Genomic DNA, 19,360 nt, shown 5'->3' with positions numbered 1-19,360 from the left:
ATTTGGCACACCTTCTGCAATTGCCCAGGCAAGCTGCGCTTCGGCGCGCTCCACAAAAACAACGAGAAGGTATCCCTGATGGATAACGCCACCTCCCTGCCAGCCGGGGCGGCCGTCACGCCCGCCGCTGAAAAAACCACCGCCAGCCGCCTGAAGTCGATCTTCAGTGGTTCCATCGGCAATATGGTCGAATGGTACGACTGGTACGTCTACGCCGCGTTCTCGCTGTACTTCGCCAAGGCCTTCTTCCCCGCCGGCGACTCCACCGCCCAGTTGCTCAACACCGCTGCGATCTTCGCCGTGGGCTTCCTGATGCGCCCGATCGGTGGCTGGCTGATGGGCCTGTACGCCGACCGCAAGGGGCGCAAGGCTGCACTGATGGCCTCGGTGCTGCTGATGTGTGCCGGCTCCCTGGTGATCGCCCTGACCCCCGGCTATGAAACCATCGGCGTCGCCGCGCCGATCCTGCTGGTCATCGCACGCCTGATGCAGGGCCTGTCGGTGGGCGGCGAATACGGGACCTCGGCCACCTACCTCAGCGAGATGGCCAGCAAGGAGCGCCGTGGCTTCTTCTCCAGCTTCCAGTACGTGACGCTGATTTCCGGCCAGCTCATCGCCTTGGCGGTACTGATCATCCTGCAACAGACCCTGACCACCGAGCAGCTGTATGCCTGGGGCTGGCGCGTACCCTTCGTGATCGGTGCCCTGTGCGCAGTGGTTGCCCTGTACCTGCGCCGCGGCATGGAAGAAACCGCTTCTTTCACCAAGAAGGAAAAGGCCAAGGAAAGCCTGATGCGCACCCTCATGCGCCACCCCAAGGAGCTGCTGACCGTGGTCGGCCTGACCATGGGCGGCACGCTGGCCTTCTACACCTACACCACCTACATGCAGAAGTACCTGGTCAACACCGTGGGCATGAGCATCAGCGATTCGACCACCATCTCGGCGGCCACGCTGTTCCTGTTCATGTGCCTGCAGCCGGTGATCGGTGGCCTGTCCGACAAGATCGGCCGTCGCCCGATCCTGATCGCTTTCGGCGTGCTCGGCACCCTGTTCACCGTGCCGATCCTCAGCACCTTGCACACCATCCAGACCTGGTGGGGCGCGTTCTTCCTGATCATGGCAGCGCTGATCATCGTCAGCGGCTACACCTCGATCAACGCAGTGGTGAAGGCCGAGCTGTTCCCTACCGAAATCCGCGCCCTCGGTGTTGGCCTGCCGTACGCCCTGACCGTGTCGATCTTTGGCGGCACCGCCGAGTACGTGGCGCTGTGGTTCAAGAGCGCCGGTATGGAAAGCGGTTTCTACTGGTACGTCACGGCGTGCATCGCTTGCTCGCTGCTGGTGTATGCGACCATGAAGGACACCAAGCAGCATTCGCGGATTACTGCTGACTGAATGTGATTCCGTAACGAAAAAGGGCGCCCTCTAGAGGGCGCCCTTTTGGTTTGTCATGAAGACACCCGTGATCAGGACATTTCCAGCACCTGACGCGGTTCACGCTTCTGGTACCAGGTCGCCATCAGCACCAGCACCAGCAGCACACCGCCCAACACTGCGGAAGAACCGATGGTGCCGAAATCCAGCCCGCCCTTCTCATGCGGCTTGGTCAGGACGTCGCCGAGGGTTGCGCCGAATGGGCGGGTCAGCACGAAAGCCACCCAGAACAGCACCACACCCGGGATGCGTGTCCAGTAACGGGCCAGTACCACCAGGGCGATGGCGCTGCCGACCAGCAGTGCGCCACCGGCAAAGCCCAGACCCGAGTCGTCCGCCAGGTAGTCACCCAGCGCGGTCCCCAGGGTGTTGGAGAACAGGATGGCGATCCAGTAATAGATTTCACCGGTGCGGTTCTTGATGCGGGTGACGTCAAGTGAATTGCCGCTCAGGCGCCAGACCAGGAAAGTCAGCAGCAGGATGCCGATCAGGATTGCCGAACCCGCGGCATAACCCAGGCCCAGGGTGCGGTCCATGAAATCGGACATGGTGGTGCCGGCCGTGCTGGTGGAGAGGATCACCAACCAGTACAGCATCGGGTGATAGCGGCGCGAAAACAGCTGGCCGAACAAGGTCACCAGGAACACGCTGATCAGCACCATCGAGCTGACGGCATAACCAACGTTGAGGGTCATCGACAGCAGATCACCGGCAGTTTCGCCAAGGGTGGTGGCGCAGATCTTCATGACCCAGAAGGCCAGGGTGATTTGCGGAAGTTTGTTCATTGTTCACCGCTCCGGAATGAGGTGCGGCGATGGTGCTGAGCAGAGCCTGAAAAATCGGTTGGCGATATATGAAAAAAGCGTCATACGCTGTTACAAATTAAGATTTTTCGTTCTTAACCGCCGATTAATCCCACTCCATCAATCTGCAATGGCTGGCGAAGCATTGCGCTCGCCTTGGGTTTGAAGCACCTCACGCAGAGGCATCGGCACCCGCTGATTTGCATAGCGTGCGGCCACATATATCTGATAATTCGATTTTTAATCGCAATTTTTTGCGCTTTTTAATCAAATTAATCGGCGTAGCATTAAACCCATGGAAACAAACAACCTCTCGCACCCAAAGGAGCAACGACCATGAAAAGCAAACTGATCCTCACCCTGGCCCTCTCGGTATTCGCTGCTGGCGCCTTCGCCGAAGATGGCTTCGACCGCACCAACGCCCACACCTTTGCCGCCGCCCAGACTCAATCGGCCAGCTACGCAGAAGACGGCTTCGACCACACTGGCGCACAACGCTTCGCCGAAGATGGTTTCGATCACACCGGTGCTCAGCGCTTCGCCGAAGACGGCTTCGATCACACCAACGCCCAGCGCTTCGCCGAAGACGGCTTCGATCACACCAACGCCCAGCGCTTCGCCGAAGACGGCTTCGACCGCACCAACGCCCACCGCATCAGCTGACCCTGTTGTGCGCTACCAGCCCGGCCTCGGCCGGGCTTGATCATTTCCAGACGGCCAAAGGCTTGGCACACTAGGCGCCTCGTTCCAAGGATGCTGGCAGATGTACTACTACGAACCCGCCAAAGGCCACGGCCTGCCCCACGACCCATTCAATGCCATCGTCGGCCCGCGCCCGATCGGCTGGATCTCCTCACAGAGCCGTGACGGCCAGCTGAACCTCGCGCCGTACAGCTTCTTCAATGCCTTCAACTACATTCCACCGATCATCGGGTTCTGCAGCGTCGGGCGCAAAGACAGCCTGAACAACATCGAGCAGACCGGTGAGTTCGTCTGGAACCTGGCTACCCGCCCGCTGGCCGAACAGATGAACCAGAGCTGCGCGGCCGTTGCCGCCGATATCAACGAGTTCGAACTGAGCGGCCTGACTGCAGTGGCATCGAACATCGTCAAGGTGCCGCGCGTGGGCGAAACGCCAGTGGCCTTCGAATGCAAGGTGAGCCAGATCGTCCAGCTCAAGCGCGCCGATCAGGCACTGGTGCCGAGCTGGTTGATCCTGGGTGAAGTGGTGGCGGTGCACATTGCCGAACACCTGCTGAAGAACGGTATCTACGACACCGCTGCCGCCGAACCGATCCTGCGTGGCGGTGGCCCGGCGGATTACTTCGAGTTGGGCAACCTGTTCAAGATGGCTCGCCCACAGGCCTGATCACCAGATCAGTTCGCCTTCCTCGCCCACGCCCTGCAGGCGTGCGAGCTCGGCGCAGGCGGCTTCGTCAGCCGCCACGGCGCTTTTGAACACTTGCTCGTCGAGTACTTTGTGAAAGCGCGGTGCGCCGCCCATGCCCAGGGCCTTGACCGCGATGGCGGCGTTGTAGCCACCGCCTTCCACCGGGACCATCGCCGAAACCGCTTCGAAATGCGGGAATTCTCTACGTGCCATGTTGCCTTCCGCCTGTTGATCGAGGGGCGGCATTCTAACCGTGTTTCAATCGAAGGTATGCAAGTCGAGGCTGCTGACGACCTGCGCCTGGACCAGTTCGCCGAACACATTGAGGGTGGGCGAGGCAAAGTAGCCACTCATCGCCTGCTGATCCTGCCAGCTACCGCTGAGCAGCCACAGGTCGGCATCCGCCTGGGAGCGCTGCACGCTGAAGCTCAGGCAACCCGGGGTACGTAATGACGGCTCCAGCAGGTCGCGCAGGCGGGCGCCGAGTTCTGCGGAGCGACCGCTGCTGGCACGGATGAAAGCCAGATGGGTGACCGGTTGTCGTAGGGTCATTGCACGATCTCCTTGAAGCAAGCGGGCGGAAATACCAGGCTGCCAAGATTAGGGGCTGGCGCACGCGACGCGTTAGGCCATTACTGCACCGCGATTGCCTGATCCTGCAGCGCGGCAGGATCAGGCAATCGACGTGCAGCTTTCGACTAGCGCCTGTCATTGCCCAAACCTATGCTGCGTCGGTCAGCAGAGGAAAGCCATCATGACCACAGCCCCGTCCATCGACCCGACACTGGAAGTACAACGCCAGGAACTGGCCGACCTGATCCGCAGGCACGCCGGTGAACCCTTCGGCCCCGCCTCGGCCATCGACGACCTGTATCTGGTGCGCTACACCGAAAACGTCCGATCGGTGCCGACCCTGGCACAACCGGCGTTGTGCATCCTGGCGCAAGGCAGCAAGAGCCTGTTCCTCGGCGACGAGCAATACGCCTACGACCCGTTGCATTACATGGTGGTGTCGGTGACCCTGCCGCTGAGCGGCGTGAGGCTGGACGCCAGCCCGGAGCACCCCAGCCTTGGCTTGCGCATGGACCTCGACCCGGCCGAAATCAGCCAGCTGATCGCAGAGAGCGGGCCGATGCTGGTGCCCAACCTGCCCTCCGGTCGCGGCCTGTATGTGGAACGCACCGATCCGCAGTTGCTCGATGCGCTGCTGCGGCTGGTCCGCTTGCTGGATTCCCCGCGCGACATCGGCATGCTGGCGCCGCTGATTCGTCGCGAGATTCTTTACCGCCTGCTACGCGGGCCGCAGGGTTATCGCCTGTACGAAATCGCCTTGGCCAACAGCCAGACCCACCGGGTGAGCCAGGCCATCACCTGGCTCAACCAGAACTTTCAGCAGCCGCTGCGCATCGAGGACCTGGCCCGCGAGGTCAACCTCAGCACCTCGACCCTGCATCACCGCTTCAAGGCCGTGACCTCAATGAGCCCGCTGCAATACCAGAAGCAACTGCGCCTGCAGGAAGCGCGGCGGCTGATGCTCAACGATGGCCTGGAAGCGGCGGTGGCGGCCTACCGGGTGGGCTACGAAAGCCCTTCACAGTTCAGCCGGGAATACAGCCGGCTGTATGGCGCACCGCCGATTCGTGACGTCGCCCGGTTGCGGGCCAGCGCCGGCTGATCTAGCCCGCTACTGCCGCCTGCCACTGGTTCTGGTCGACCTGGATCAAGGTCGGCCCCTTGCGCGCCACCGCCTTGCCCAGCGCAGCCTGCAGCTGCACGACATCGGCCACGTGCGCGGCCTCGGCCCCCAGCGCCCGTGCCACGCCGATGAAGTCTGGGGTATGAATATCCACCCCGACCGGCTCGATCGCCCGATTGACCATGTACTTCTTGATTTCCTCGTAACCCTGGTTGTTCCACAGCAGCACGATCAGCGGCACCTGCGCCTCCACCGCGCTGGCAAGCTCTGGCAAGGTGAACTGCAGCCCGCCATCACCAATCAGGCAGACCGTCGGCGCACGCTCGGCCGCTTGCTCGGCGCTGCCCAGCCAGGCGCCCATCGCCGCTGGCAGGGCATAACCCAAGGTGCCGTAGCCGGTCGAAGCATTGAACCAGCGGCGCGGCTGATCCATGTCCAGGGTCAGGTTGCCGGTGTACACCGGCTGCGTCGAATCACCGACCAGGATGGCGTTGGGCAGGCTTTGCAGAATGCTGCTCAGCAGGCGCGTCTGGCTCAGCGTCGGCTGGTCCCAACCCGTTGCCAACGTGTCACGCAGGCGCTGCGCACGGCCAATGCCCCAGCCCTCGGCGTGCACCGGCGCGGGTAGCTGGCGCAACGCCTCGAGCAGGGACTGGGCAGCCAGTTCGGCATCCGCGACCAGCGCCAGCTCCGGCAGATAGTTGCGCACTGTCTGGTCCGGGTCGATGTCGATGCGCAGCAAGCTGCCGGGAATCTTGAAACCGCCCTTGAAGGTGACGTCATAGTCGGTCTCGGCCAGCTCGGTACCAATCGCCAGCACCACATCAGCTTCTTCCACCAGCTCACGGGTAGCCACCAGCGATTGGGTCGAACCAATCTGCAACGGGTGGCTGGCCGGCAGCAGGCCCTTGGCATTGATGGTCAGCGCCACCGGTGCCTGCAAGTGCTCCGCCAGCAGCGCCAGTGGCGCTCCGGCAGCCAGTGCACCGCCACCCGCCAGGATCAACGGGCGGCGGGCCATGGCCAGGCGCTCGGCCATGGCGGCTACGGCCTGGGGCGCGGCACCTGCGCGGGCACTGCGCACAGGACGGCCAGGCAGCAGATGGTCGGCGGGCTCGACCAGCACGTCCAGCGGGATCTCGATATGCACCGGCCGTGGGCGGGCGCCATCGAACACGGCAAAGGCCCTCGCCAGCACCTGGGGCAGGTCATCGGCGCTCATCAGCGTCTGCGAGAACGCCGCCACGCCCGCCACCAGCGCGGCCTGGTTCGGCAGTTCATGCAACTTGCCACGGCCCCCGCCCAGTTGATCGCGCGACTGTACGCTGGAGATCACCAGCATCGGGATCGAGTCGGCATAGGCCTGGCCCATCGCGGTGGTGATGTTGGTCATGCCCGGGCCGGTGATGATGAAGCACACGCCTGGCTTGCCGCGGGTACGCGCATAGCCATCAGCCATGAACCCGGCGCCCTGCTCATGACGCGGGGTGATGTGGCGGATCGACGAGCCCGCCAGGCCGCGGTAGAGCTCCACGGTATGCACGCCGGGAATGCCGAAGACATGGTCCACACCATAGCCTTCAAGGAGTTTGACCAGTACTTCGCCGCAGGTTGCCATCGGGTTTCACCTAAAATCTTGTTGGGGAGAATCGTGTTGCAATCTAGGCCCATTGGACCCAAGGCAGTGCTACCGCCACAAGGCAAAAAAACACATACTAGCCATGTCCTGTAATCATGGCTCAGCGCAATGAAACGGCTACCGCCCCTGCCCGCCCTCTACACCTTTCTGGTCACCGCCCAGCATTGCAACTTCACCCGCGCCGCGCAGCAGCTACACATCACCCAGGGCGCCGTGAGCCGGCAGATCGCTGGGCTTGAGGAACACCTGGGCTACGCGTTGTTCCAGCGTCAGGCGCGAGGCCTGAGCCTGACCCGCGAGGGCCAGGACTGGCTGCCACGGGTGCAGCAGATCTTCAGCCTTGTCGAACAGGGCGTGCGTGAAGTGGGTGGGCGCAGCGCTACCTTGCAGCTCAAGGCACCGACCTGCGTGATGCGCTGGCTGTTGCCACGGCTGATGGAGTGGCAAGCGCTGCGGCCGGACGTGCCGGTCGAGCTGACCACCACGGTGCAGCACGGTGTGGACTTGCGCCGTGAGGGGTTCGATGCCGCTGTAGTCTATGGCGATGCGCCAAACCACGGGCTGCGGGTGCGCAAGCTGTTCGATGAACAACTGACCCCGGTGTGCGCGCCTTCGCTGTTGAAGGGGCCCGTTGCGCTGCAACGGATCCAGGACCTCGCCCGCCACATGCTGTTGCATCCATCACGGGACGAGCATGACTGGCGGCTGTGGCTACAGGCAGCAGGCGTGGACCTGCAGGCGCAGGGGCCGAAACAGCATTTCGAGACGCTGGACATGGCGATGGCCATGGCTTCGCAGGGAACCGGGGTGGCGATTGGTGACTGGGCGCTGATTGCGGATGACTTGCGCGGGGGGCGGCTGTGCACGCCGTTTGCGCTGAAAGTACAGACCGGCAAGGGGTATTACCTGGTGAGTCAGGCCAAGGGCTTGCCGCCAGGCTTGTTGGAGTTGCTGGATTGGCTGGAAAACCGAGCCCGCCTTTGATGGCCTCTTCGCGGGCACGCCCGCTCCCAACGCAAAGTCTTCAAGACATGTGCCGAACCTGTGGGAGCGGGCGCGCCCGCGAAACAGACAACTCAGTAGCCGACGGTGAAACGCTGGCGTGAGTGCGCAGGCTTTTCCAGCTCATCGAGCATGGCAATGGCGAAGTCGGCAAAGGTGATCGTGCTTTTGCCATCCGCACCGATCAGCAGATGGTCCTTGCCCAGCTTGTAGTGCCCGCTGCGCTCGCCTTCGACGAATTCCGCCGATGGCGACAGGAAAGTCCAGTCAAGCGTCGTCTCCTGGCGCAGCACGTCGAGAAAGCGCACGCCGGCACTGGCTTCAGCCTTGTAGGCTTCGGGGAAGTCCGGGCTGTCGATTACACGGTGCCCGGAAGGCAACAGCAGGCTGCCCGCCCCTCCCACGACCAGCAGGCGCTTGACCCCGGCACGTTTGACCGGTTCGATGATGGCGTGAGGTTCGAGGGTGGAAAAGTGTGCTGCACTGAGCACCGCATCGGCCCCCGCAACCGCCTGCTGCAAGGCCGCGCTGTCCTTGGCATCCAGCGCCTGGATGGTGACACCCTCACGCCCCTGCAACTTCGACGGGTCGCGGGCGATAGCCACCACGCCATGGCCACGGCGCAGGGCTTCTTCAAGCAATTGGCTGCCGGCACGGCCGGTGGCTCCGATGATTGCGATTTTGCTCATGGATCGATTCTCCAGCAGTTGAACAACGAGTGCACACAGCTTAGTTGCCCGATCCATGACAAAAAATGCGATGCTCAGACATAGTTTGTTTCTGAAATCGGGCAAATCATGGACCGTCTCAACGCCATGCGCGTTTTCGTCACCGTTGTCGACCTGGGCAGCCAGTCGGCAGCGGCAGAGCACCTGCAGCTGTCGCGGCCTGTGGTGTCGCGCTACCTGGCCGAACTGGAGGACTGGGTTGGCGCACGGCTGATGCAGCGCACCACGCGCAAGCTCAGCCTGACCGCCGCCGGCCAGGAAACCCTGCCCCGCTGCCGACAGTTGCTGGAACTGGCGGGCGACCTGCAGGCCGCTGTGCAACAACCGGAAGATGCGCCAAAGGGTGCCCTGCGCATCAGCGTCAGTACGTCGTTTGGCCAGGCACAGCTGGTGAATGCGGTTGCCGATTATGTTCAGCGCTACCCAGCCGTGAAGGTTGAACTGCAAATGCTCGACCGCACGGTCAACCTGGTGGACGAGCGGATCGACCTGGCGATCCGCACCAGCAACGATCTGGACCCGAACCTGATTGCCCGGCGCCTGACCGTGTGCCGCTCGGTGGTCTGCGCATCGCCCGCCTACCTGCGCGAGCATGGCACGCCGCAACGGGTCGAAGAACTGAGCCAGCACAACTGCCTGACCCATGCCTATTTCGGCCACAGCCTGTGGCATTTCGAGGTGGGCGGCCAGCAGATCGCGGTGCCGGTGCACGGCAACATCAGCGCCAACGAGGTCATGACCCTGCAGAACGCGACCCTGGCAGGCGCCGGTATTGCCATGCTGCCTACCTACCAGGCGGCCACCGCCCTGCGCAGTGGCGCGCTGCAACGCCTGCTGCCCGAAGCACGGCCACGGGAGCTGAACCTGAACGCGGTATACACCTCGCGCAAGCATATGCCGGCAACCTTGCGCAGCATGCTGGATTTTCTGGTGCATCGGTTCAAGGACGAACCGGAGTGGGACCGCGACCTGTACTGACCTTCTCGCAGGTTCAGCTGCCGCCCGTCACTTGAGCGGCGCCACGCCGATCATTCCTCGACGCTCATGTACTCCTTGGCCCAGCGAATATAGTCCTCAGGCTGGGTGTAGGTGTGCGAAAGCTCAGTGGCGCTCAGGTTCTCGGACTTGTTCTGCTGGCCGCGCTGCAGGCGCAGGCAGTCATAGGTGGCCTTGATCGCGGCAAAGTAGGCGGCATGGCCATCGACCACGATACGCACGCCCAGGCGAGCGAGGCGCTCGTCGTCGCGCAGGGCAGGGTTGGCGTAGGTCACCAGCATCAGCGGCACGGTCAGGTGTTCGGCAATCTGCTCCAGCTGCTCGAAGTCCTTCACACCGACCATGCAGATACCGTCGGCACCCGCCTTCTGGTAGCTCTGGGTGCGGACGATGATTTCCTCGGTGGAGAGCACCCCGGCGTTGGTCCGGGCGATGACCGACAGCGACGAGTCGACACGCGCTTCCAGGGCCGCACGGATCTTGCCCACCCCCTCCTCGACCGAGATCAGGTCAGTGGACTTGCGCCCGAACTGGGCAGGCAACAAGGTGTCTTCGATGGTCAGCGCAGCTACACCGGCGCGCTCCAGTTCGATGACCGTGCGCATGACGTTGAGTGCATTGCCGTAACCGTGGTCGGCGTCGGCAAGCACCGGCAGTTGTGCCACGCGGCCAATGCGGGTGGCCTGCTCGACGAACTCGCTCAGGGTGATCAAGGCGAAGTCCGGTGCGGCCAGCACCTGCAATGAAGCCACCGAACCGCCGAGGATGCCGACTTCGAAGCCCAGGTCGGCAGCGATGCGCGCCGACATCGGGTCGAATACGGAGGCGGTGTGGTAGCAGGCCCCTGAAGCGAGCAGCTCGCGGAAGGCAAAACGCAGATCTTGATGGGAAGCCTTGGGCATGATCACTCCGCTTATATATGTAGAAATTGAACGGTTGCTACCGACCCCTGAATCGGGTCTACCTGACCTGTTCCAACCGTCGCCATCTGGGCGGTCATGCTCGACATGCAGGCAGAGGAATAAAAGGTGTGGGAGACAGTGGCCTGACAACCTGCGACAAATTGCTGCACCAAGCTGGTGCAGGCCGCGGCTTTCAGCCCCTGTGGCATACCAACGATATCACGCAGCCATGCTGCTCTGGATGAATGCGCCAATGCCGATCTTGCATAGGCGATGCAGATAGTACATAGGAAGCTACCTAACTCGGGTTACAATCGCCCTATCGCGTCACCCTTCCAGACAAGGTACTCCCGTGACAGCCGCCCTGCCCCCGACCGTCCTGCGCAACGTGCTGACCGCCCTGATGCTGGCGATCTTCCTTGGTGCCCTTGACCAGACCATCGTCGCCGTGTCGCTGCCGGCCATCTCGGCCCGGTTCAACGACGTCGGCCTGCTTGCCTGGGTGATTTCCGGCTACATGGTGGCGATGACCGTAGCCGTGCCGATCTACGGCAAGCTGGGTGACCTGTATGGCCGGCGGCGGATGATCCTTACAGGCATCAGCCTGTTCACCCTGGCCTCGATCGCCTGCGCACTGGCTCAGGACATGCAGCAGCTGGTCGTGGCGCGCGTGCTGCAAGGCATTGGTGCCGGCGGCATGGTGTCGGTGAGCCAGGCGATCATCGGGGATTTCGTGCCACCGCGTGAGAGGGGCCGTTATCAGGGCTACTTCAGCAGCATGTACGCCGTGGCCAGCGTGGCCGGGCCTGTGCTGGGCGGCTGGCTGACCGAATACCTGTCCTGGCGCTGGGTTTTCTGGATCAACCTGCCGCTGGGCCTGATCGCGCTGTGGGCGATTCGTCGCGCCCTGGCCGGCATGCCAGTGCAGCACCGCCAGGCCCGGGTGGATTACCTCGGCGCCGTGCTGCTGATTCTCGGCCTGGGCAGTTTGTTGCTGGGCATTACCCTGGTCGGCCAAGGGCAGCCCTGGACCGCCCCTCCCGTGTTGGCATTGTTCGCCTGCGCGGTGCTCGGCCTGGCCTTGTTCGTCGGCCACGAGCGTCGCTACGATGAACCGCTGCTGCCCATGGACCTGTTCGGCAACCGGGTGGCCGTGCTGTGCTGGGGGGTGATCTTCTTCGCCAGTTTCCAATCGATCTCGCTGACCATGCTGATGCCGCTGCGCTACCAGGGCATCACTGGCGCCGGTGCCGACAGCGCAGCATTGCACCTGCTGCCTCTGGCCATGGGCTTGCCCCTGGGCGCCTTCACCGGTGGCCGCATGACCAGCCGCACCGGGCGCTTCAAACCACAGATTCTGGCCGGTGCCGTGCTGATGCCCATGGCAATCTTCGCCATGGCCATCACGCCCCCTCAGTCTGCCTTGCTCAGTGCCGTGTTCATGCTGCTGACCGGTATCGCCTGCGGCTTGCAGTTCCCAACCTCGCTGGTGGGCACGCAAAGCGCGGTGCAAAGCAAGGATATCGGCGTGGCCACCAGCACCACCAACCTGTTCCGCTCGCTCGGCGGGGCCATGGGCGTGGCCTGCATGTCCAGCCTGTTGCTGGCGCTGCTGCAGCAAGGTGGTTTTGAATTGCTGGGCAACCCGCTGCTGGGGAGCCTCAAGGCCGGTGAGGCGGACCCGCTGACGCAGTTGAAGCTGCTGGAGACGTTCCGTCACCTGCTGCTGGGCAGTGCGGGGATCGCGCTGCTGGGGCTGCTGGCCGCCCTGGCGCTGCCGGACCGGCAATTGCGCGGCCGTTGAGGGCGGCGTAGCGGCTGAAAAGGTATTAATACCCACTTAATACGCAGGGGAAACACTTCCTCACAATCCTTAACAAAGTGTCATTTGCGCAACGCAGGGCTCAAGCGCAGCATATCCAGCCCGGCATCGACCCATTTTTCCGCGTCGGGCAGCAGTTCGAAACTGTCCGGCAGCAGCAACCAGCGCCCGATCAGGCCATCGACATAGGCGAACAAGGCCACGGCTGCTCGCTCTATATCCAGCTCCGTGGGTAGCTGGCCACGGCGCACGGCATTGGCCAATGCCAGCTTGATGCCCACATGGCAATCCAGTACTGCGCCTTGGCGCTGCTGGCGAATTTCACACATGTCATCGGTGAACTCGCACTTGTGATGCAGGATTTCATTGATACGCCGGGTACGGGCGTCCAGTACCAGCTCGTTGAGTACCTGCAGCAACAGCTTGCGCATGCAGCCGAGCGGGTCCAGTTCGTCTTCACTTTCGCTGGCCCGCGCCAGATGGTCATGGGTTTCATGCAGGCTGTCGAGCAGCGCCTGCACCAACTCCGCCTTGTTGTTGAAATGCCAGTAGATCGCCCCTCGGGTCACGCCCGCCAGTTCGGCGATGTCGGCCAATGTGGTGCGCGCGACGCCGCGCTTGTAGAAGGCCCTTTCCGCTGCCTCGATAATCTGGGCGCGGGTCTCCTGGGCTTCTTCTTTGGTTCGACGGACCATGGCAGTGCAACCTCATCTGGGCCCGCTGCGCTGTGCAGGCGGGGAAAACCGCCGGGGTCACCTCTGCAGGGTGACTCTCGGATGGGCTAATCAAGGGCTGCGGTAGTAGCCAAGTACTACCCAGCGGTATTTACAAACAACCGTGAATGTAAGTATATTCGTTAGTAAGCTATTTATCCACCGGATAGTTTTTTTCTGACAAGACTCTTCCATTACTCTTGAGCGTCTCCCTGCTCTTGCGACCCGAGGATCCTATGCAATTCAAGCCAGCCGTTACCGCTCTGGTTTCCGCCGTCGCCCTGGCAACCCTGCTAAGTGGCTGTAAGAAAGAAGAAGCCCCGCCCGCAGCGCAGGCTCCTCAGGTCGGCGTCGTGACCATCCAGCCACAACCCTTCACCCTGACCTCGGAACTGCCGGGGCGCACCAGCGCCTACCGCGTCGCCGAAGTGCGCCCGCAGGTCAATGGCATCATCCTCAAGCGCCTGTTCAAGGAAGGCAGCGAGGTCAAGGAAGGCCAACAGCTGTACCAGATCGACCCGGCCGTGTACGAAGCCAACCTGGCCAACGCCCAGGCCAACCTGCAGTCCACCAAGTCGCTGGCCGAGCGCTACAAGCAGCTGGTCAACGAGCAGGCGGTGTCGAAACAGGAATACGACGACGCCAATGCCAAACGATTGCAAGCCGAAGCTTCGCTGAAAAGCGCGCAGATCGACCTGCGCTATACCAAGGTCCTCGCACCGATCAGCGGTCGCATCGGCCGTTCCGCGTTCACCGAAGGCGCCCTGGTAAGCAATGGCCAGGCCAACGCCATGGCCACCATCCAGCAGCTCGACCCGATCTACGTCGACGTCACTCAGTCCACTGCCGAGCTGCTCAAGCTGCGCCGTGACCTGGAACGCGGCCAGTTGCAGAAGGCCGGCGACAACGCCGCCTCGGTGCAGCTGGTGCTGGAAGACGGCAGCCTGTTCAAGCAGGAAGGTCGCCTGGAATTCTCCGAAGTCTCGGTCGACGAGACCACCGGCTCGGTGACCCTGCGCGCGCTGTTCCCCAACCCCGACCACACCCTGCTGCCTGGCATGTTCGTGCACGCGCGGCTCAAGGCCGGGGTCAATGCCAACGCCATCCTGGCCCCGCAACAGGGCGTGACCCGCGACCTCAAGGGCGCGCCGACCGCGCTGGTGGTCAACCAGGAGAACAAGGTCGAACTGCGCCAGCTCAAGGCCAGCCGTACCCTGGGCAGCGACTGGCTGATCGAGGAAGGCTTGAACCCGGGCGACCGCCTGATCACCGAAGGCCTGCAGTACGTGCGCCCAGGTGTCGAGGTCAAGGTCAGCGACGCCACCAACGTCAAGCAGTCCGGCAAACCTGATCAGGCCAGCGCGGCCAAAGCAGACGCCAAAGCGGAGTAAACCATGTCGAAGTTCTTTATCGATCGCCCGATCTTCGCCTGGGTGATCGCCTTGGTGATCATGCTGGTCGGCGCCTTGTCGATCCTGAAGCTGCCGATCAACCAGTACCCAAGCATCGCGCCACCGGCCATCGCCATCGCCGTGACCTACCCGGGCGCCTCGGCGCAGACCGTGCAGGACACCGTGGTGCAGGTCATCGAGCAGCAGCTCAACGGTATCGACAACCTGCGTTACGTGTCGTCGGAAAGTAACTCCGACGGCAGCATGACCATTACCGCCACCTTCGAGCAGGGCACCAACCCTGACACCGCCCAGGTCCAGGTGCAGAACAAGCTGAACCTGGCCACCCCGTTGCTGCCGCAGGAAGTGCAGCAGCAAGGTATCCGCGTCACCAAGGCAGTGAAGAACTTCCTGCTGGTGATCGGCCTGGTGTCCGAAGATGGCAGCATGACCAAGGACGACTTGGCCAACTACATCGTTTCCAACATGCAGGACCCGATTTCGCGGACTGCCGGCGTGGGTGACTTCCAGGTGTTCGGTGCGCAGTACGCCATGCGTATCTGGCTCGACCCAGCCAAGCTGAACAAATTCCAGCTGACTCCGGTCGACGTCAAGACCGCGGTGGCTGCGCAGAACGTGCAGGTGTCCTCCGGCCAGCTCGGCGGGCTCCCGGCCATGCCTGGCACCCAGCTGAACGCCACCATCATCGGCAAGACCCGTCTGCAGACCGCCGAGCAGTTCGAAAAGATTCTGCTCAAGGTCAACAGCGACGGTTCGCAGGTGCGTCTGGGTGATGTTGCCCAGGTCGGCCTGGGCGGTGAAAACTATGCGGTCAGTGCCCAGTTCAACGGCAAGCCGGCTTCCGGCCTTGCAGTCAAACTGGCCACCGGCGCCAACGCCCTGGACACCGCCAAGGCCCTGCGCAAGACCATTGCCGACCTGGAACCGTTCTTCCCGCCTGGGGTGAAAGCAGTGTTCCCGTATGACACCACCCCGGTGGTCACCGAATCGATCAGCGGCGTGATTCACACCCTGATCGAAGCGGTGGTCCTGGTGTTCCTGGTGATGTACCTGTTCCTGCAGAACTTCCGCGCCACCATCATCACCACCATGACCGTACCGGTGGTGCTGCTGGGCACCTTCGGCATCCTTGCCGCTGCGGGCTTCAGCATCAACACCCTGACCATGTTCGCCATGGTCCTGGCCATTGGCTTGCTGGTGGACGATGCCATCGTCGTGGTGGAAAACGTCGAGCGGGTGATGTCCGAGGAAGGCCTGCCACCCAAGGAGGCAACCAAGCGCTCCATGGAGCAGATCCAGGGCGCCCTGGTGGGTATCGCCCTGGTGTTGTCGGCGGTACTGCTGCCCATGGCGTTCTTCGGCGGCTCCACCGGTGTGATCTACCGGCAGTTCTCCATCACCATCGTATCGGCCATGGGCCTGTCGGTGCTGGTGGCGCTGATCTTCACCCCGGCCTTGTGCGCAACCATGCTCAAGCCGCTGAAGAAAGGCGAGCACCACACCGCCAAAGGTGGCTTCTTCGGCTGGTTCAACCGCAACTTCGACCGCAGCGTCAACGGTTATGAGCGCAGTGTCGGCGCGATCCTGCGCAACAAGGTGCCGTTCCTGCTGGCCTATGCGCTGATCGTGGTCGGCATGATCTGGCTGTTCGCCCGCATCCCTACCGCGTTCCTGCCTGAAGAAGACCAGGGCGTACTGTTCGCCCAGGTGCAGACGCCGGCTGGCTCCAGTGCCGAACGCACCCAGGTGGTGGTCGACCAGATGCGTGAGTACCTGCTCAAGGACGAAGCCGACACCGTATCCTCGGTCTTCACCGTGAACGGCTTCAACTTCGCCGGTCGCGGCCAGAGTTCGGGCATGGCGTTCATCATGCTCAAGCCGTGGGATGAACGTTCCAAGGAGAACAGCGTGTTCGCCCTGGCCCAGCGTGCCCAGCAGCACTTCTTTACCTTCCGTGACGCGATGGTGTTCGCCTTTGCCCCGCCTGCGGTGCTGGAGCTGGGTAACGCCACCGGCTTCGACGTGTTCCTGCAGGACCGCGGCGGCGTCGGCCATGCCAAGCTGATGGAAGCGCGCAACCAGTTCCTGGCCAAGGCCGCACAGAGCAAGATCCTCAGCGCCGTGCGCCCGAACGGCCTGAACGACGAACCGCAATACCAGCTGACCATCGATGACGAACGTGCCAGCGCCCTCGGCGTGACCATCTCCGACATCAACAACACCCTGTCGATTGCCCTGGGTGCCAGCTACGTCAACGACTTCATCGACCGTGGCCGGGTCAAGAAGGTGTACATCCAGGGTCAACCCAACTCGCGGATGAGCCCGGAAGACCTGCAGAAATGGTACGTGCGCAACGGCGCCGGCGAGATGGTACCGTTCTCGTCCTTCGCCAAGGGCGAATGGACCTACGGTTCGCCGAAGCTGTCGCGTTACAACGGCGTCGAGGCCATGGAAATTCTGGGTGCCCCGGCCCCAGGCTACAGTACCGGCGACGCCATGGCCGAGGTCGAGCGCATTGCCAGTGAACTGCCAAGCGGCGTCGGTTTCTCCTGGACCGGCACGTCCTACGAGGAAAAACTCTCCGGTTCGCAGATGCCGGCGCTGTTCGCCCTCTCGGTACTGTTCGTGTTCCTCTGCCTGGCAGCGCTGTATGAAAGCTGGTCGATCCCGATCGCCGTGGTGCTGGTCGTACCGCTGGGTATCATCGGTGCACTGATCGCCACCAGCCTGCGCGGGTTGTCCAACGATGTGTACTTCCTGGTCGGCCTGTTGACCACCATCGGCCTGGCGGCGAAGAACGCGATCCTGATCGTCGAATTCGCCAAGGAACTGCATGAGCAGGGCCGCAGCCTGTACGACTCGGCCATCGAAGCGTGCCGCATGCGTCTGCGCCCGATCATCATGACCTCGCTGGCGTTCATTCTCGGCGTGGTACCGTTGACCATCGCCAGCGGCGCCGGCGCCGGCAGCCAGCACGCCATCGGCACGGGTGTGATCGGCGGCATGATCAGTGCGACCGTGTTGGCAATCTTCTGGGTACCGCTATTCTTCGTCGCAGTGTCGTCGCTGTTCGGCAGCAAAGAGCCGGAAAAGGACGCCACCCCTGAAACTCCACGTTATGAGGCTGGGCAATGACCAAGTCTTTGTTGTCCCTGGCGGTAACCGCTTTCATTCTCGGCGGCTGCTCGCTGATTCCTGACTACCAGACCCCGGAATCGCCGGTGGCTGCGCAGTGGCCGCAAGGCCCTGCGTACTCGCCGACCCAGTCGGCCGAAGTCGCCGCCGCCGAACAGGGCTGGCGCCAGTTCTTCCACGACCCGGCACTGCAGCAGCTGATCCAGACCTCGCTGGTGAACAACCGTGACCTGCGTGTGGCGGCGTTGAACATCGACGCCTACCGCGCCCAGTACCGCATCCAGCGGGCCGACCTGTTCCCGGCGGTTTCGGCCACCGGCAGCGGTAGCCGCCAGCGCGTGCCGGCGAACATGTCGCAAACCGGTGAATCCGGCATCACCAGCCAGTACTCGGCCACCCTGGGTGTCAGTGCCTATGAGCTGGACCTGTTCGGCCGCGTCCGCAGCCTGACCGAGCAGGCCCTGGAAACCTACCTGTCCAGCGAGCAGGCGCGCCGCTCCACGCAGATCGCCCTGGTGGCCAGCGTGGCCAACGCCTACTACACCTGGCAGGCCGACCAGGCCCTGTTCAAGCTGACCGAAGAGACGCTGAAGACCTACGAGGAAAGCTACAACCTCACCCGTCGCAGCAACGAAGTCGGTGTGGCTTCGGCGCTCGACGTCAGCCAGTCGCGCACCGCCGTGGAAGGCGCACGGGTCAAGTACTCGCAGTACCAGCGCCTGGTGGCGCAGGACGTCAACAGCCTGACCGTGCTGCTGGGTACCGGCATTCCAGCCGACCTGGCCAAGCCGCTGGATCTCGATGCCGACCAGCTGGCCGAAGTGCCGGCCGGCCTGCCGTCCGAGATCCTGCAACGTCGCCCGGACATCCAGGAAGCCGAGCACCTGCTCAAAGCGGCCAATGCCAATATCGGTGCGGCCCGTGCTGCGTTCTTCCCGAGCATCAGCCTGACCGCCAACGCCGGCAGCCTGAGCCCCGACATGGGCCACCTGTTCGCCGGCGGCCAGGGCACCTGGCTGTTCCAGCCGCAGATCAACCTGCCGATCTTCAACGCCGGCAGCCTGAAGGCCAGCCTGGACTACTCGAAGATCCAGAAGGACATCAACGTCGCCAAGTACGAAAAAACCATCCAGACGGCCTTCCAGGAAGTCTCCGATGGCCTGGCGGCGCGCAAGACCTTCGAAGAGCAGCTGCAGGCGCAACGCGACCTGGTGCAGGCGAACCAGGACTACTACCGCCTGGCCGAACGCCGCTACCGCATCGGTATCGACAGCAACCTGACCTTCCTCGATGCCCAGCGCAACCTGTACTCGTCCCAGCAGTCGCTGATCACCGACCGCCTCTCGCAGCTGACCAGCGAGGTCAATCTGTACAAGGCGCTTGGCGGTGGCTGGTACGAGCAGAGTGGCCAGGCCAACCAGCAGGCTTCGGTGGACACACCAAAGGGCTGATCGACCCGCAACAGCCTCAAGCCCAGCCTCGTGCTGGGCTTTTTATTGGCCACCATTAACCAACTGGAACATAGCGTTCGATTATCGCCCAATACCGTTTGCGGCGAATTGCCTCACCCTCCCCCAGCCCCGCACCATCCCCCACGCAACGCTTCGCACGTTCATCAAAGACCCGCACCTGCAGGCCGCATCCTGCCGAGTAGCGGGTCGCCCATAAAAACAAGAGATTTACGA

The 19,360-nt window shown here is 62.9% G+C and carries 17 protein-coding genes; 10 read left to right on the top strand and 7 right to left on the bottom strand.

The features are described from left to right. Positions 1 to 78 precede the first annotated feature (78 nt). The gene (locus HU738_RS14575) at positions 79 to 1,398 is read left to right on the top strand and encodes an MFS transporter (RefSeq protein WP_176505968.1); all 1,320 of its coding nucleotides are present in this window, start codon (positions 79 to 81) and stop codon (positions 1,396 to 1,398) included. A 71-nt stretch (positions 1,399 to 1,469) separates the two neighbouring features. Here the strand turns inward: HU738_RS14575 and HU738_RS14570 are convergent, their stop codons facing one another. Further along, positions 1,470 to 2,222, bottom strand: coding sequence for a COG4705 family protein (locus tag HU738_RS14570; RefSeq protein ID WP_186601312.1), 753 nt, complete (start codon positions 2,220 to 2,222; stop codon positions 1,470 to 1,472). Positions 2,223 to 2,576: 354 nt separating this feature from the next. Between HU738_RS14570 and HU738_RS14565 the strand changes: the two genes are divergently transcribed. Continuing rightward, a complete protein-coding gene (locus tag HU738_RS14565) occupies positions 2,577 to 2,903 on the top strand; it encodes a hypothetical protein (RefSeq protein WP_186601311.1) in 327 nt (108 codons plus the stop codon). A 100-nt stretch (positions 2,904 to 3,003) separates the two neighbouring features. Further along, entirely contained in the window at positions 3,004 to 3,609 is a 606-nt protein-coding gene (locus HU738_RS14560) for a flavin reductase family protein (protein ID WP_054885033.1), read from the top strand. Here HU738_RS14560 and HU738_RS14555 read toward each other — a convergent pair whose 3' ends face one another. Then, positions 3,610 to 3,843 (bottom strand): hypothetical protein, encoded by a 234-nt coding sequence (locus HU738_RS14555; protein ID WP_159409050.1) that lies wholly within the window; start codon positions 3,841 to 3,843, stop codon positions 3,610 to 3,612. 45 nt (positions 3,844 to 3,888) lie between these two features. Further along, entirely contained in the window at positions 3,889 to 4,182 is a 294-nt protein-coding gene (locus HU738_RS14550) for a putative quinol monooxygenase (RefSeq protein WP_176505963.1), read from the bottom strand. A gap of 202 nt (positions 4,183 to 4,384) precedes the next feature. Between HU738_RS14550 and HU738_RS14545 the strand changes: the two genes are divergently transcribed. Further along, positions 4,385 to 5,305 (top strand): AraC family transcriptional regulator, encoded by a 921-nt coding sequence (locus HU738_RS14545; RefSeq protein ID WP_186601309.1) that lies wholly within the window; start codon positions 4,385 to 4,387, stop codon positions 5,303 to 5,305. A 1-nt stretch (position 5,306) separates the two neighbouring features. On the opposite strand, the gene HU738_RS14540 is transcribed toward HU738_RS14545, so the two are convergent. Continuing rightward, a complete protein-coding gene (locus HU738_RS14540) occupies positions 5,307 to 6,944 on the bottom strand; it encodes a 5-guanidino-2-oxopentanoate decarboxylase (protein WP_186601308.1) in 1,638 nt (545 codons plus the stop codon). Positions 6,945 to 7,073: 129 nt separating this feature from the next. Between HU738_RS14540 and HU738_RS14535 the strand changes: the two genes are divergently transcribed. Continuing rightward, positions 7,074 to 7,949: a LysR substrate-binding domain-containing protein gene (locus HU738_RS14535; RefSeq protein WP_186601307.1), complete on the top strand. Its 876-nt coding sequence runs from the start codon at positions 7,074 to 7,076 to the stop codon at positions 7,947 to 7,949. Positions 7,950 to 8,041: 92 nt separating this feature from the next. Here the strand turns inward: HU738_RS14535 and HU738_RS14530 are convergent, their stop codons facing one another. Then, complete coding sequence (locus HU738_RS14530) at positions 8,042 to 8,656, bottom strand: NAD(P)-dependent oxidoreductase (protein WP_186601306.1); 615 nt, start codon at positions 8,654 to 8,656, stop codon at positions 8,042 to 8,044. 108 nt (positions 8,657 to 8,764) lie between these two features. On the opposite strand from HU738_RS14530, the gene HU738_RS14525 reads away from it, so the two are divergent. Beyond that, on the top strand, positions 8,765 to 9,673 hold the full coding sequence (locus tag HU738_RS14525) for a LysR family transcriptional regulator (protein WP_186601305.1): 909 nt from the start codon (positions 8,765 to 8,767) through the stop codon (positions 9,671 to 9,673). 50 nt (positions 9,674 to 9,723) lie between these two features. On the opposite strand, the gene HU738_RS14520 is transcribed toward HU738_RS14525, so the two are convergent. Then, on the bottom strand, positions 9,724 to 10,593 hold the full coding sequence (locus tag HU738_RS14520) for an isocitrate lyase/PEP mutase family protein (RefSeq protein WP_176505957.1): 870 nt from the start codon (positions 10,591 to 10,593) through the stop codon (positions 9,724 to 9,726). A gap of 352 nt (positions 10,594 to 10,945) precedes the next feature. On the opposite strand from HU738_RS14520, the gene HU738_RS14515 reads away from it, so the two are divergent. Further along, entirely contained in the window at positions 10,946 to 12,397 is a 1,452-nt protein-coding gene (locus tag HU738_RS14515) for an MDR family MFS transporter (RefSeq protein WP_186601304.1), read from the top strand. A gap of 80 nt (positions 12,398 to 12,477) precedes the next feature. Here HU738_RS14515 and ttgR read toward each other — a convergent pair whose 3' ends face one another. Further along, complete coding sequence (gene ttgR, locus HU738_RS14510; RefSeq protein ID WP_176505955.1) at positions 12,478 to 13,110, bottom strand: efflux transport transcriptional regulator TtgR; 633 nt, start codon at positions 13,108 to 13,110, stop codon at positions 12,478 to 12,480. 254 nt (positions 13,111 to 13,364) lie between these two features. Between ttgR and ttgA the strand changes: the two genes are divergently transcribed. The 3 genes from ttgA to HU738_RS14495 are packed head-to-tail and all read left to right on the top strand — an operon-like array spanning position 13,365 to position 19,126. After that, entirely contained in the window at positions 13,365 to 14,519 is a 1,155-nt protein-coding gene (gene ttgA, locus HU738_RS14505; RefSeq protein ID WP_186601303.1) for a toluene efflux RND transporter periplasmic adaptor subunit TtgA, read from the top strand. A gap of 3 nt (positions 14,520 to 14,522) precedes the next feature. Then, entirely contained in the window at positions 14,523 to 17,675 is a 3,153-nt protein-coding gene (ttgB, locus tag HU738_RS14500; protein WP_176505953.1) for a multidrug efflux RND transporter permease subunit TtgB, read from the top strand. Beyond that, complete coding sequence (locus HU738_RS14495) at positions 17,672 to 19,126, top strand: AdeC/AdeK/OprM family multidrug efflux complex outer membrane factor (RefSeq protein ID WP_176505952.1); 1,455 nt, start codon at positions 17,672 to 17,674, stop codon at positions 19,124 to 19,126. Before ttgB ends, HU738_RS14495 begins: the two co-directional genes overlap by 4 nt. Positions 19,127 to 19,360 lie beyond the last annotated feature (234 nt).

The sequence above is a fragment of the Pseudomonas vlassakiae genome, assembly GCF_014269035.2.
Classification (GTDB): domain Bacteria; phylum Pseudomonadota; class Gammaproteobacteria; order Pseudomonadales; family Pseudomonadaceae; genus Aquipseudomonas; species Aquipseudomonas vlassakiae.
Note: the sequence above shows the minus strand (reverse complement) of the source record. Positions and strands in the feature narration are given on the sequence as shown.